The organism is Azospirillum sp. B506 (genome assembly GCF_000333595.1).
Lineage (GTDB): Bacteria > Pseudomonadota > Alphaproteobacteria > Azospirillales > Azospirillaceae > Azospirillum.
Genome location: NZ_BADK01001102.1, coordinates 1 through 14,364, shown reverse-complemented (window position 1 = coordinate 14,364; position 14,364 = coordinate 1). Strand labels below are relative to the sequence as shown.

The 14,364-nt window shown below is 68.8% G+C and carries 12 protein-coding genes and 1 pseudogene; 12 read left to right on the top strand and 1 reads right to left on the bottom strand.

Features of this window, described 5'->3' with window-relative positions; genetic code table 11:
* From atoS to I71_RS33790, 8 genes are all read left to right on the top strand, one after another.
* On the top strand, positions 1-1,795 hold a 1,795-nt coding region (atoS, locus tag I71_RS33825), incomplete at its 5' end, for a two-component system sensor histidine kinase AtoS (RefSeq protein ID WP_042704622.1).
* The gene (atoC, locus tag I71_RS33820) at positions 1,792-3,207 is read left to right on the top strand and encodes an acetoacetate metabolism transcriptional regulator AtoC (RefSeq protein WP_042704620.1); all 1,416 of its coding nucleotides are present in this window, start codon (positions 1,792-1,794) and stop codon (positions 3,205-3,207) included. The genes atoS and atoC, both read left to right, overlap by 4 nt.
* A gap of 390 nt (positions 3,208-3,597) precedes the next feature.
* Positions 3,598-4,260, top strand: coding sequence for a 3-oxoacid CoA-transferase subunit A (locus I71_RS33815; RefSeq protein WP_042704619.1), 663 nt, complete (start codon positions 3,598-3,600; stop codon positions 4,258-4,260).
* Entirely contained in the window at positions 4,253-4,909 is a 657-nt protein-coding gene (locus tag I71_RS33810; protein WP_042704617.1) for a 3-oxoacid CoA-transferase subunit B, read from the top strand. Before I71_RS33815 ends, I71_RS33810 begins: the two co-directional genes overlap by 8 nt.
* Before the next feature lie 131 nt (positions 4,910-5,040).
* On the top strand, positions 5,041-6,414 hold the full coding sequence (locus I71_RS33805) for a TIGR00366 family protein (RefSeq protein WP_083897532.1): 1,374 nt from the start codon (positions 5,041-5,043) through the stop codon (positions 6,412-6,414).
* An 85-nt stretch (positions 6,415-6,499) separates the two neighbouring features.
* A complete protein-coding gene (locus I71_RS33800) occupies positions 6,500-7,675 on the top strand; it encodes an acetyl-CoA C-acetyltransferase (protein WP_042704615.1) in 1,176 nt (391 codons plus the stop codon).
* Between the two features lie 78 nt (positions 7,676-7,753).
* Positions 7,754-7,969 (top strand): hypothetical protein, encoded by a 216-nt coding sequence (locus I71_RS33795; protein WP_042704613.1) that lies wholly within the window; start codon positions 7,754-7,756, stop codon positions 7,967-7,969.
* A gap of 48 nt (positions 7,970-8,017) precedes the next feature.
* A complete protein-coding gene (locus I71_RS33790) occupies positions 8,018-9,709 on the top strand; it encodes a methyl-accepting chemotaxis protein (protein WP_042704610.1) in 1,692 nt (563 codons plus the stop codon).
* An 84-nt stretch (positions 9,710-9,793) separates the two neighbouring features.
* On the opposite strand, the gene I71_RS33785 is transcribed toward I71_RS33790, so the two are convergent.
* Positions 9,794-10,825, bottom strand: a complete 1,032-nt coding sequence (locus I71_RS33785; protein WP_042704608.1) for a substrate-binding domain-containing protein — start codon at positions 10,823-10,825, stop codon at positions 9,794-9,796.
* A gap of 218 nt (positions 10,826-11,043) precedes the next feature.
* On the opposite strand from I71_RS33785, the gene I71_RS33780 reads away from it, so the two are divergent.
* The 4 genes and pseudogenes from I71_RS33780 to I71_RS40400 all read left to right on the top strand — a co-directional run.
* Positions 11,044-12,066 carry a TRAP transporter substrate-binding protein gene (locus I71_RS33780; RefSeq protein ID WP_042704606.1) on the top strand — a complete coding sequence of 341 codons (1,023 nt, stop codon included), beginning with the start codon at positions 11,044-11,046 and terminating at the stop codon, positions 12,064-12,066.
* Positions 12,067-12,109: 43 nt separating this feature from the next.
* Positions 12,110-13,018, top strand: a complete 909-nt coding sequence (locus I71_RS33775) for a PfkB family carbohydrate kinase (protein WP_042704604.1) — start codon at positions 12,110-12,112, stop codon at positions 13,016-13,018.
* 75 nt (positions 13,019-13,093) lie between these two features.
* Positions 13,094-14,032, top strand: coding sequence for a dihydrodipicolinate synthase family protein (locus tag I71_RS33770; protein ID WP_042704603.1), 939 nt, complete (start codon positions 13,094-13,096; stop codon positions 14,030-14,032).
* Between the two features lie 42 nt (positions 14,033-14,074).
* Positions 14,075-14,364, top strand: a pseudogene (locus I71_RS40400) (hypothetical protein); the annotation flags it as partial.

Genomic DNA, 14,364 nt, shown 5'->3' with positions numbered 1-14,364 from the left:
TGCCATCTCGCTGACCGGCTATCTGCTGGAGCGGGAGGGGCGGCAGGCGCTGGTTCAGGAAAAGTCGGAAAAGCTCTTTGGCCTGACGCGCCTGCTGGATGCGAATCTCGGCCCGGGCTTCGATCCGCTGCTGGCCGAGATGGGCATGGCCGGCGACCGCAGCGCCGCCATCCAGGCCCTGTCCGCGCGCCTGACTCCCGTCACCGACATGGTCGCCGGGGCGAATCCGGGGGTGGGTGTCGGCTATTACAGCAAGGCGCTCAACGCCATCATCACCTATGGACCCAGCCGGGACTACAGCGCGACGGTCGGGACCAGCATACCGCCGGAGCATCCGGGCTGGCGTGTGCTGGAGACTGGGCAACGGGCGCTGGAAAGCGGGCGGCAGGTGCGCGGCTTCATCCTGAACGCGATGCTGCCCATCGTCCGCGACGGCAGCGTGGTCGGCTATATCTGGGCCAATGAGCTGTCCGACGACGTGGAACGGCAGGCGGCGGCGATGGACCGCGCGGTTCTGACGGTCAGCCTCGCCGGCATCCTGCTCGGGCTTGCGCTGACGCAGGTGCTGGCGCGTGGGGTCGGCCGCGACATCCGGCAGATCGTCGACGGCCTGCTGCGCCTGCGCGGCGACCTTGGGAAGGCGATCGAGCCGCCGCCGGGCGAGTTCGGCGCCATCGCGGTCGAGGTCAACGCCATGGCCCGTGCCCTGCTGGATGCCCGGTCGCTGACCGAGAACATCCTGCACAGCATCGCCGACGGCGTGATCGCCGTCGATTGGGCCGGGCTGGTCACCGCGATCAACCCGGCCGCCGAGGCGATGATCGGCGTCACCGCAACCGAGGTGATCGGCAAGCCCTACGAGTCGCTGTTCAAGCCCGATGCCGGCTTCGCCAGCCCCCTGCTCGACACGCTGAAGACCGGCCGGCCGCATGTCGGCGTGACGCTGGAGTTCCCGGGAACCCGGCAGACGCTTCATCTCACCGTGTCCAGCAGCCTGCTGCGCGACAGCCACGGCGATGCCATCGGCGCGGTCGTGGTGCTGAAGGACATCACCGAGCAGCAGCGGCTGCGGACCCAGATCATGCGGGCCGACCGGCTGGCGGCGCTGGGCGAACTGGTCGCCGGCCTTGCCCACGAGGTGCGCAACCCGCTGACCTCGATCCGCGGCTTCATGCAATTCCTGGAAAGCTCCGACGACGTCGCGGAGTGGCAGCGCTATGCCCCGCTGATCGTGCGGCAGGTCGACAGCCTGAACCGCCTCGTCACCGAATTGCTGGAATTCGGCCGGCCGCGTCCGCCGGCCTTCGCGCCGGTGCAGCTGAACGACCTGATTCGCGAGGTGTCGCTGCTGGCCGGGCGCAAGTCGAACGCGCGCATCGCCCTGCATCTCGACCCCGGCCTGCCCCTGGTCGAAGCCGATGGCGAGGCGCTCAAGCAGGTCATGCTCAACCTGATCATCAACGCGATCCAGGCGACCTCGGAAACCGGAGGCATCGCCATCGCCACCGCTGCCGTGGCTGAGGAGAGCCGCGACGTCGTCGTCACGGTCGCCGACGAGGGTGAGGGGATCGCGCCGGAGAACCTCGACAAGGTGTTCGACCCCTTCTTTTCAACCAAGCCGAACGGCACCGGCTTGGGGCTGGCCATGGCCCATCGGATCGTGGATGCTCACCATGGCACGATCACCATCGCCAGCACGCCGCAATCCAACACAATGCAGGCCGGCACCGTTCGATCCGGAACCACGGTGACCTTGCGGATTCCTGTCCTGCACACTCAAACGGTTGAGTCATGACGACCCAGTTTCCAGCGGTGCAGACCACGGCAGCGCCGGCCGTCCTGGTGGTGGACGACGACGAGGCGATCCGCGAGATGCTGGCGGCGGTGCTGTCGCGCGACGGGCTGTCGGTGACCACCGCCGCCGACGGCGTGGAGGCCATCGCCGCCTTCGCCGCGCAGCGCCATGCCGTGGTGCTGATGGACGTCCGCATGCCGCGGATGACCGGGCTGCAGGCGCTGGCGGAGATCCGCAAGCTCGACCGCACGGCGTCGGTCATCCTGATGACCGCCTTCGCCGAGGTCGGCTCGGCGGTCCAGGCGATCAAGGATGGCGCCTTCGATTATGTGATCAAGCCGTTCGACATCGCCGAGATCCTGCTGCAGGTCGGGCGGGCGCTGCAGATGCGGCGGATGCGCGACGACATTGCGACCCTGCACCGCGAACTGTCCAGCAGCTACCACACCGACCGCATCCTGACCGCCAGTCCGCGCATGGGCGAGCTTCTGCAGACCATCGCCAAGGTGGCCAAGAGCAACGCGACCGTGCTGGTCACCGGCGAGAGCGGCACCGGCAAGGAACTGGTGGCGGCGGCCATCCACTACAACAGCCCGCGCAACGCCGGTCCCTTCGTCAAGGTCAACTGCGCCGCGGTGCCGGAAGGGCTGCTGGAAAGCGAGTTCTTCGGCCACGAAAAGGGCGCCTTCACCGGTGCCCAGGCCCGCCGCCGCGGCCGTTTCGAACAGGCCGAGCACGGCACCCTGTTCCTCGACGAGATCGGCGACATCTCCGCCAGCCTGCAGGTCAAGCTGCTGCGCGTCCTGCAGGAGCGCGAGTTCGAACGGGTCGGCGGCACCGAGCTGGTGCGCACGGATGTGCGCGTCATCGTCGCCACCAACCGCAATCTGGAGGAGATGGTCCGCCAGGGACTGTTCCGGCAGGATCTCTATTTCCGGCTGAATGTGGTGACCCTCAGGACCGTGCCGCTGCGCGAGCGGCCGGAGGATGTCCGCCTGCTCGCCAGCCATTTCCTGCAACGCTTCGCCGCCGAGAACCGGATCGAGGTCGGCGGCATCGACGAGCAGGCGATGGAGCGCCTGCTGGCCTATCGCTGGCCCGGCAACATCCGCGAGCTGTCCAACGCCATGGAGCGCGCCGTGGTGATGAGCACCGGCGCCATGATCGTCGCGGAGGATCTGCCGGAGCAGATCGCCGGCTGTCCCGAGGATGGTGAAGCGATAACCGGGACCGACGCCGCGCCGCCCATCTCCGGCGGCGGCGGGCTGCGCGAACAGGTCAGCCGCTTCGAGGCGCGGGTGGTGGCCGAGGCGCTGGCCCGCAACGAGGGCAACCGGATGCGGACCGCCCAGGAGCTGGGGATCAGCCGGCGCTCGCTGCTCTACAAGCTGCAGGAATACGGCATTTCCTGAGCCGGAGATGCCACGACGGCGCCGCTGCGCAAGATCTTGCGCAGCACGCACAAAGTTGCGCACCGGGCGGGGCCGGCCATCGGTGATCCGCCCCGGCGGCGGCCGGCTGCAACCGCCGGAAATCGGGGGAATTGCCGGTGAACGCCGCTCCCCGCACCGTCTCCGGCGGCTGGCACACCCATTGCTAGAGTGTGGGTATATCGGAGGACCCCGACGTGCCCCTGCCTTGGCGGGGATTTCGCAGGTCCGCCGATCGCAGCGCTAGGAAACCAAGAAAGAGCGCGCGGTTCGTTTGTCCGGTCCCGCTTCGGATCGGGCGGCGGGCTCCGCGCCCGCGGGGTCGCGGCCGGGCATGCCCTGCTGCGCTCCGACGTCCAAGGGAGACGTCGAATGAGTAAAGTGCGGAAGCTGGAAGACACCGTCGCCATGATTCCCGATGGCGCGGTGCTGATGATCGGGGGATTCATGGGGGTCGGCACGCCGCCCCGCCTGATCGAGGAATTGCTGCGCCAGAACAAGCGCGGCCTGACGGTGATCGCCAACGACACCGCCCGCCCGGCCGTCGGCATCGGCCGGCTGATCGCCGCCAAGGCGGTGCGCAAGGTGATCGCCAGCCACATCGGCACCAACCCGGAAACCCAGCGCCAGATGATCGCCGGCGAGACCGAGGTGGAACTGGTGCCGCAGGGCACGCTGGCCGAGCGGGTGCGGGCCGGCGGCTTCGGCCTCGGCGGCGTGCTGACCCCGACCGGCGTCGGCACGGTGGTCGAGGACGGCAAGCAGCGCATCGAGCTGGATGGCACCGTCTATCTGCTGGAGCGGGCGCTGAAGGCCGATTTCGCCCTGATCGCCGCCAAGCGGGCCGACTACCTGGGGAATCTCGAATACGCGCTGACCGCGCGCAACTTCAATCCGCTGATGGCAATGGCCGCCGAAACGGTGATCGTCGAAGCCGAGGACATCGTGCCGGTGGGCGTCATTCCGCCCGACAGCGTCGTCACCCCGAATGTGCTGGTCGACTGCCTGGTCGCCAAGGAGCATCGCCATGGATGAGAAAACCCTGATCGCCAAGCGCGTCGCGCTGGAGCTGCGGCCGGGCAACCTGGTGAATCTCGGCATCGGCCTGCCCACCATGGTGGCCGCCCATCTGCCGGCCGGCGTCAACGTCTTCTTCCAGTCGGAGAACGGCATCATCGGCATGGCGCCGGTGCCGGAGCCGGGGGCGGAGAACGAGGATCTGAGCGATGCCGGCGGCAGCCCGATCGGCGCCGTTCCGGGAGCCGCCTCCTTCGACAGCGCGATGTCCTTCGGGCTGATCCGCGGCGGGCACCTGGACGTGACCGTGCTGGGCGGCCTGCAGATCGATGAGGAGGGCCGGCTCGCCAACTGGATGGTGCCCGGCAAGATGGTGCCCGGCATGGGCGGTGCGATGGATCTGGTCTCCGGCGCCAAGCGGGTGATCGTCGCCATGCAGCACAGCGCCAAGGGCACGCCCAAGATCGTCAAGCGCTGCGAGCTGCCGCTGACCTCGGTGCGGCGCGTCGACCTGATCGTCACCGAACTGGCGGTGATCGAGCCGACGGACAAGGGGTTGGTGCTGCGCGAGGTCGCGCCCGGCGTCACGGTCGCCGACGTGCTGGCCCAGACCGGGGCCGAGCTGATCGTCCCGTCCGCCGTCCCGACCATGCCGCTCGCCGCCTGACCGTCGCCATCCGGGCATCGGTCTAGTTTGGCATCGGCCCATTTCGATCCTTGGGGGGAACCACCGTTCCCGCGCCGCCCGGCTGTCATGCCCGGCGGCGCGAACGGCCCCCCTCGTGCCGGAGATCCGCCATGAGCGTCACCACCGCACCCCCGCCGGCGCCGGACGCCAGCGCCCGCTTCAACCCGATCACGCCGATTTCCCGCGCCCTGACCTGGCTGGTCAGCCGCTATCTGCCCGATCCGCTGATCTTCGCCATCATCCTGACCGTGCTGACCTTCGGCTTCGCCTGGTGGCTGACGCCGAGCGGGCCGGTCGATCTGGTCCGCATGTGGGGCAACGGCTTCTGGAACCTGCTGGCCTTCTCGATGCAGATGGCGCTGGTGCTGGTCACCGGCCATGCACTCGCCAGCTCCGAGCCGGTGCGCAACGTCATGGGCCGCGTGGCCTCCATCGCGAAGACGCCGACCCAGGGCGTCATGCTGGTCTGCTTCGCCGCCGCGGTGACCAACGTCGTCAACTGGGGCTTCGGCCTCGTCGTCGGCGCCATGTTCGCCCGCGAGGTGGCCCGCCGTGTCCCCAAATCCGATTACCGGCTGCTGATCGCCTCGGCCTATATCGGCTTCATGACCTGGCATGGCGGCTTCTCCGCCTCGGTCCCGCTGGTCGCCGCGACCAAGGGCAATCCGATGGAGAAGACGGTTGGCCTGATCCCGATCGCCGACACCATCTTCACCACCTACAACATCGGCATCACGCTGGCGCTGATCGTCGTCCTGCCGCTGATCTGCCGGATGATGCACCCGAAGCCGCATGAGGTGGTGGCGGTCGACCCGGCCCTGCTGAAGCCGGAGCCTTCGACCAAGCGCGTGCTGGGCCCCGACGCCAGTCCGGCGGAAAAGCTGGAGGAGAGCCGCATCCTCGGCTTCGTCGTCGCGGCGCTCGGCATCGGCTACCTGTTCCTGCATTTCCAGGCCAAGGGCTTCGACCTGAACATCAACACGGTCAACCTGATCATGCTGGTGGCCGGTCTGATCCTGCACGGCACGCCGATGGCCTATGCCCGCGCCGTCGCCAACGCCGCCCGCGGTACCGCCGGCATCATGGTGCAGTTCCCCTTCTATGCCGGCATCCAGATCATGATGGAGCATTCCGGCCTGGGCGGTCTGATCACCAACCTGTTCGTCGACATCGCCAACAAGGAGACCTTCCCGGTCCTCGCCTTCCTGTCGTCGGGCCTGATCAACTTCGCCGTCCCGTCGGGCGGCGGCCACTGGGTGGTGCAGGGTCCCTTCATCATGCCGGCCGCCCAGCAGCTCGGCGTCGATCTCGGCAAGGCGGCGATGGCCATCGCCTATGGCGAGGAATGGATGAACATGGCCCAGCCCTTCTGGGCGCTGCCGGCGCTCGCCATCGCCGGGCTGGGGGTGCGCGACATCATGGGCTATTGCGCGACGGCCCTGGTCATCACGCTGCCCATCTTCCTGATCGGCCTCTACTTCTGACCCTTTGCGACCAACCGGCCGCCGCGGTCCCGATTGGGCGCGGCGGCCTTCCTTCCTGCAAGACATAGTTCCGGAGGAGTCCTCCATGACCGAGATCGTCATCGCCAGCGCGGTCCGCACCGCCATCGGCAGCTTCAACGGCGCGCTGGCGTCCGTCCCCGCCCATGAGCTTGGCGCCGCCGCGATCCGCGAGGCGCTGTCGCGCGCCCACACCGACGCCGCCGAGGTGACCGAGGTGATCCTGGGCCAGGTTCTGACCGCCGGCCAGGGCCAGAATCCTGCCCGCCAGGCGGCGGTGAAGGCCGGCATTCCGGTCGAGAAGACCGCCTTCGGCATCAATCAGGTCTGCGGGTCGGGCCTGCGCTCGGTGGCGCTCGGCTATCAGGCGATCCGCTGCGGCGACGCCGAGGTGATGGTGGTCGGCGGCCAGGAGAACATGAGCCTGTCGCCCCATCTCATGCATCTGCGCAACGGCACCAAGATGGGCACTGCCGAGATGCTGGACAGCATGATCAAGGACGGGCTGTGGGAAGCCTTCCACGGCTATCACATGGGCACCACCGCCGAGAATGTCGCCCGCGCCTGGGAGTTGAGCCGGGAGCGGCAGGACCAGTTCGCGCTGGCCTCGCAGCAGAAGGCGGAAGCCGCGCAGAAGGCCGGCCGCTTCCGGGACGAGATCGTGCCGGTGACCATCAAGGGCCGCAAGGGCGACGTCGTCGTGTCGGAGGACGAATATCCAAAGCACGGCACCACGCTGGAGGCGCTGGCCAAGCTGCGCCCGGCCTTCGCCAAGGACGGCACGGTGACCGCCGGCAACGCCTCCGGCCTCAATGACGGGGCTGCGGCGCTGGTGCTGATGACGGCGGAGAACGCAGCCCGGCGCGGGCTGACGCCGCTGGCGCGCATCGCCTCCTGGGCGACGGCGGGTGTCGATCCCAGCGTCATGGGCACCGGGCCGATCCCGGCCTCGAAACTGGCTCTGCAGAAGGCCGGCTGGTCGGTCGACGACCTCGACCTGATCGAGGCCAACGAGGCCTTCGCGGCGCAAGCCCTGGCGGTGAATGCCGGGATGGGCTGGGACGAGGCCAAGGTCAACGTCAATGGCGGCGCCATCGCGCTCGGCCATCCCATTGGCGCCTCGGGTGCCCGCATCCTGGTCAGCCTGCTGCACGAGATGGGCCGGCGCGATGCCCGCAAGGGTCTCGCCACCCTGTGCATCGGCGGCGGCATGGGCGTCGCCCTCTGCGTCGAGCGCGCCTGACCTGACACGAGGCGGAGCCGCCCCACCACCTTGACGGGCGGCTCCGCGACCATTTGTACTCTTTTGAAGGATGGTAGTATGGCAGAGACTGTCGATGTGTCCGTAACCTTCCGCATCACGGTCGCCGATGCCCCCGACGGGCGGGCGGTCGCCCTGCGGGCGGCGGAACAATTCAGCCATGTCAGCCACGCCCAGATCGCCGCGTTCAACGAGGTGAACCGGGTCCATTCCGCGGACCATGGCACCGTCGAAGCGGTCACCAGCATCGTCGCCGGTGCGGGCGGCGGCTCCTAACGTCGATCCGGCCTGCCGGAGCGGGCCGGGAAGAGGAAAGACAGGATCATGCGTTTGTCGGAGCTGCCGTTACGGTGGCGCATCGGATTTCTCGCCTCGCTGTCGATCATCGCCGCCGGATTGGTGGCGGCGGTCGGCGGCCATTTCGTCAACCGCGCGCTGGTCGAACAGCGGATGAACAGCGTCCGCTTCATCGCCGAGAGCGGCGGCAGCATCGCCGCCCGCTTCCACAAGCTGGCGCAGGACGGCGCGATGAGCGAGGAGGAGGCCAAGGAGCGCGCCAGGACGGCGATCGGCGCGATGCGCTACGCCGACGGGGAGTATCTGTGGATCTGGACTTCGCAGATCATCAACGTCATGCACGCCAACGCGGCGCTGATCGGCAAGAGCGGTGCGGAAATCCGCGACCGCAACGGCGTCTACGTCATCCGCGAGGCGGTGCGCGGCGCCCTGACGCCGGTTCCGGAATTCGTGACCTACGAATGGCCGCGCCCCAACGATCCGCAGGGGCCGACCTATGAGAAGCTGGCCTATTCTGTCCATTTCAAGCCGTGGGACTGGGTCATCGGCACCGGCGTCTACACCGATGACCTGCGTTCCGCCTTTTTCGGCATGATGACCGTGTTCGGGCTGGTGGTCGCCGGGCTGTCGGCGCTGGCCCTGCTGCTGGGCTGGGCGGTCGCCCGCAGCGTGACGCGCCCGCTGTCGCGCGTGCATGGCGTCATGCTGCGCCTTGCCGACCATGATCTGGAGGCCGAGGTGCCCGAGCGCGGGCGCCGGGACGAGATCGGCGGCATGGCGCGCACGCTGGAGGTCTTCAAGGAGAACATCCTGCGCAACCGCCAGATGGAGCAGGAGCGCCGCAGCGCCGCCGCCCAGGCGGCCGCGGAAAAGCGGGCCGCGGTGGTCGATCTGGCGAACCGGTTCGAGAGCCGGGTCGGGCGCATCGTCGATCAGCTCGGCCAGTCCGCCAGCGGCTTCCAGGAGACGGCGTCCCATCTGTCCAACGCGGTCCGCAAGGCGGAGCAGGACTGCACGTCGGTGGCGTCCGCTTCAGAGCAGGCCTCGGTCAATGTCCAGGCGGTGGCCTCGGCCGCCGAGGAGATGTCGACGGCGATCCGCGGCCTGTCGGGGCGGCTGGTGCAGGCGGCGCAGCAGTCGAAATCGACCGCCGAACGGGCGGAGCAGGCGCGCACCCATCTGGACGCGCTGTCCGCCGCCATCGAACAGGTGGATCAGGTCGTCGCCTCGATCAATGCGGTGGCCTCGCAGACCAACCTGCTGGCGCTGAACGCCACCATCGAAGCGGCGCGGGCGGGGGAGGCCGGCAAGGGTTTCGCCGTGGTGGCGAGCGAGGTGAAGAACCTGGCGAACCAGACGCACGCGATGACCGAACAGATCGGCCTGCAGATCGGCACGGTGAAGGCGGCGTCGGACCGGACGGTGGAAGCGATGCGCGGCATCATCGGTCAGGTCGAGCATATCGACCAGTCCGCTGCGGAAATGGCCGCCTCGGTCGAACAGCAGAGTGCGGCGACCGATGAGATCAGCCGCAACGCGCAGCAGGCCGCCATCGGCACCAACGAGGTCTCGCACAGCGTGGTCGACATCCAGAAGGCCGAGCGGGAGAGCGGGGTTGCCGCCGGTCAGGTCAAGCAGTCCGCCGACACGCTGGCGACCGATGCGGCCCTGCTGAAGCGCGAGCTTGAGGCGTTCCTGGCGGAGATCCGTGCCGCCTGACGGTGGGCCGCCTTTGGGCCTGGAGCCTCATGGCTTGAAGGCCGGCGGCCATCCCGGCGGCCGGCCGGCGGTGTTCCGGCGCCTTCAGCCCAGGCCCGGAGGCGCCGTCGTGCCGCGGCGGATCAGGGTCGGCACCAGTGGCGGCAGCGCCGCCGGCTGGCCGCCCTCCAGGCAGGCGAGCAGATAGTCGGCGGCCCGCCGGCCGATCTCGTGATTGTCGATGTGCATGGTGGTCAGCGGCGGATCGAGCTGACGGCTGATGGCGATGTCGTCGAAGCCGGTGATGCTGAGATCCCGCGGCACCGACAGCCCCATCGCCCGCGCCTCCAGCAGGGCGCCGATGGCGAGATAATCGTTGCCGCAGATCACCGCGGTCGGCGCCGGATCGGTCGCCAGCATCGCGCGCACGCTCTGCCGGCCGAAATCGATGCTCCACTCCCCTTCGCACAGATGCTGCGGGCGGACGGCGAGGCCGCATTCGGCCAGCGCCCCGCGCACCCCGTCCAGGCGGGCGGCGACGCGGTCGTTGCCGGCCGTCGGCTGGATGATGACCCCGATGGTTTCGTGGCCGAGGTCGAGCAGATGGCGGGCGATGCCGTGGAAGGCCTGCCGGTTGTCGAAGCCGACGCAAGGGTGCGGGCTGTCCGGCCGGTGGCTGTAGGTGACGACATAGGGGATGTGCCGCGCCCGGATGGCGGCGAACAGCTCCGGCCGGTGGGCCTCGCCGACGATGGCCAGCGCCTCCACCCCGCGGGCCAGCATAGCCTGGACGTCGTGCACCGCCTGATCCTGGTCATAGTTGAAGCAGCTCAGCAGCAGTGTGATGCCGCGCTCGGCGAAGGCGGCCTGCATCGCGCCGACCTGGGCGGCGAACACCTCGTTGTCGAGGGTGGGGATCACCGCCCCGACGATGGAGCTGCGGCGGCGGGCCAACGCGCTGCCGGCGGCGTGCGGCATCCAGCCCATCGCCTTGGCGGTGGCCAGCACCCGTTCGCGGATCGCCGGGGCGACCTTCTCGGGGTTGTTGAAGACGCGCGACACGGTGGCGGTCGATACCTCCGCCGCCGCGGCGACGTCCACCGCGCGGGGCGGGCGTCCTGGCTTCGGCTCTGACATCGCCGGCAATCTCCATGGCGGGCGTGAAGCTGTTGGTTGAAAGCGGTTACATATCCTCCATGCTGCGTCAAGTTTGCTGTTGCATCAGTTCGTATCACGATCTATGTAAGCGCTTACATCGAGGGCGCCGGCCGAGTGACGGCTTCACTCCCCCGGCCCGATTTCCAAGGCAACCGGCAAAGGCCCGCCCCCGAACGGGCCGCATCAGGAGGAATGGTATGCGCAACGGTCTTCAGGCAGTTCTGGCGAGTGCCGTCACGGCGGGGATGCTGCTGTTCGGCGGCGTGGGCAACGCGGCGGAGATCGGCGCACGCACCATGAAGCTGGCGAGCGCCGGGGCCGACGGGTCGCCGCTGGCGCTGGGCATGGCGAAGTTCGCCGAGATCGTGAAGGAAAAGAGCGGCGGGAAGATCAAGGTCCAGGTCTTCACCAACGGCGTGCTGGGCGGCGACGTGCAGATGATCTCGGCGCTGCAGGGCGGCATCGTCGAGATGACGGTGCTGAATGCCGGGCTGCTGTCCAGCCTGGACGACAATTTCGTGATGGTCGACCTGCCGTTCCAGTTCGAGTCGCCGAAGGTGGCCGACGCGGTGATGGACGGGCCGGTCGGCAAGACCCTGCTGGACAAGCTGTCGGCCAAGGGGCTGGTCGGGCTCGGCTATTGGGAGCTGGGCTTCCGCCAGCTGACCAACAGCCGCCGGCCGATCGCCACGGTCGATGATATCGCCGGCCTGAAGATCCGCGTCGTGCAGTCGCCGATCTACATCGACCTGTTCAACACGCTGGGCGCCAACGCCGTGCCGTTGCCCTTCCCGGAGGTCTACACCGCGCTGGAAAGCAAGACGGTCGACGGCCAGGAGAACCCGGCCCCCAGCATCCTGACCGCCAAGCTGAACGAGGTGCAGAAGTACCTGACGCTCAGCAACCACATGTACAACCCGCAGGCGGTGCTGGTCGGCGCCAAGTTCTGGGCCAAGCTGAACGAGGACGAGCGCAAGCTGATCCAGGACGCCACGCTGGAGGCCCGCGACTATGAGCGCCGCGTCTCGCGCGAGCAGGCGAGCAAGGCGGTGGAGGAGTTGAAGGCGAAGGGCATGACCGTCACCGAGCTGGCCCCGGCGGAGATCGAGAAGTTCCGCACCAAGATCCGCCCGGTGGTCGAGAAGTTCGCGCAGAAGGTCGATCCCGCCCTGATGGCGCAGGCCCAGGCCGAGATCGAAAAGGCGCGCGCCGCCCAGTAACCGGGAGCCCAAGTAACGGGAGCTAAGTCAGCGGAGCGGAGCCATGATCGTCGTCTTCGGATCCATCAATCTCGACATGATCTTCGCCATGCAGGATCTGCCCGCTGCCGGCCAGACCCTGCTGGCGCGGTCGCTGGACCTGCATCCCGGCGGGAAGGGGGCGAACCAGGCGGTCGCCGCCGCCCGCGACGGTGCCGCGGTGACGATGGTCGGGGCCGTCGGCGACGACGGGCTGAAGGAAACCGCGCTGAGCGGCCTGCGCGGCGCCGGTGTCGATCTGTCCCGCGTGGCGGTGGCCGGCAAGAACTCCGGCCATGCGACCGGCACCGCGGCCGTCTGCACCGATGCCGCCGGGCGCAACCAGATCGTCGTCGCCGGTGGGGCCAACCTGCGGGCGCGCGCCGAACAGGTCGAGGACGCGCTTCTGTCCGTCGGCACGACGTTGATCGTGCAGATGGAGGCCGATCCCGGCGAGACCGCCTCGCTGATCCTGCGCGCCCGCTGGCTCGGCGCGCGGGTGATCCTGAACCTCGCCCCGGCCGCCGCTCTGCCGCTGCCGGTGCTGAAGGCCGTCGACATCCTCGTGGTGAACGAGGACGAGGCGGCGTGGCTGGGCAGTCATCTGAGATGCGCCGGCGACGCCCCGTCGCTGCGTTCCGTGCTCGGCGGCACGGTGATCCGCACCCTGGGCGGCGACGGCGTCGAGTGGGCGTCGTTCGACGGCAGCGGCCGCCAGCCCGCCCCCGCCGTCGCCGTGCGCGACACCACCGGGGCCGGCGATTGCTTCGTCGGGGTGCTGGCGGCCGAACTCGACCGTCGCCGGCCGCTTGCCGCGGCGATCCGCCGTGCCGCCTGCGCCGCCTCGCTGTCCTGCACCCGGGCCGGCGGTCAGGCCAGCCTGCCGGTGGCGGAGGAAACCGACGGGGCGCTCGGCGGGCTGGCGCTCGCCTGACCGGCTGTTCGGCGCCTCCCATTCCCCTTTTTGTCGCATTTGTTTTCGCATCCCCTCCCGATTGGAAGAGTTCCCATGGCGCAGCGCATTGACGGCATCATTCCGGTGATGCTGACTCCCTTCACCGATGCCGGCGAGATCGATTATCCGGGGCTGGCCCGCCTGATCGAATGGTATCTGGCCAACGGCGCCGACGCCCTGTTCGCCGTCTGCCAGTCGAGCGAGATGCAGTTCCTGTCGCTGGCCGAACGGGTGGATCTGGCGAAATTCGTCGTCGCCACCGTCGCCGGCCGGGTGCCGGTGGTGGTGTCGGGCCACATCAGCGACGATCTCGACGCCCAGGTCGAGGAACTGACGGCGATGGCCGCCACCGGCGGCGACGCGCTGGTGCTGGTGACCAACCACCTCGATCCGAAGAACGAGGGCACGGAGGCGTTCCGCCACCACCTGTCGCACCTGCTGGAGCGGCTGCCGCGCGGCATCCCGCTGGGCCTCTACGAATGCCCGGCGCCCTACCGCCGGCTGCTGACCGACGAAGAACTGCGGCTTTGCATCGACAGCGGCCGCTTCGTCCTGCTGAAGGATGTCAGCTGCGATCTGCCGACGGTCGAGCGCCGGCTGAAGATCGCCGAAGGCACCGGCCTCGCCATCATCAACGCCAACGCCGCCATCGCGCGCGACGCCATGCGGGCGGGGTCGCCGGGCTTCACCGGCGTCTTCACCAACATCCACCCGGATCTCTACCGCTGGATGCGGCTGCATGGCGACCGCCATCCGGAGCTGGCGGACGAGCTGGCGACCTTCCTGGTGGTGGCTGCGGTGTCGGAAAGCCTGGGCTATCCGGCCTTCGCCAAGATGTACCACCAGCGCCTCGGCACCTTCGGGTCGATCCGCTGCCGGGTGATCCAGTACGACGTGCGTGAACGCTTCTGGGCGCTCGACGCGGTGCTCGACAAGGTGGTCGCCGGCACCGACGCCTTCCGCGCCAAGATCGCGGCCCTGCCGGCGGAATGAGCTGACGGGATCCTGAACGAAAAGAGCAAAGGGGAGGATCGGATGGGCCGCGTCATCGACGGGTATGTCTTCGTTCTGAAGGTCGCGATCGTGGCCTGTCTGGCCGGCATGCTGGTGCTGGTGTTCGGCAACGTGGTGCTGCGCTACGGTTTCAACAGCGGCATCACGGTGTCGGAGGAGCTGTCGCGGGGTCTGCTGGCGGTGGCGGTGGCGCCGCTGATCCCGTTGCCGGGCATCGCCCTGTTGCCGGTTGTGCTGGTCCTGATGGCGGCGCTCGGGCTTGTGCTGGCGCTGGCGGCCTATCTTGCCGCTGCGCCGCCGGCCGCCGGTGT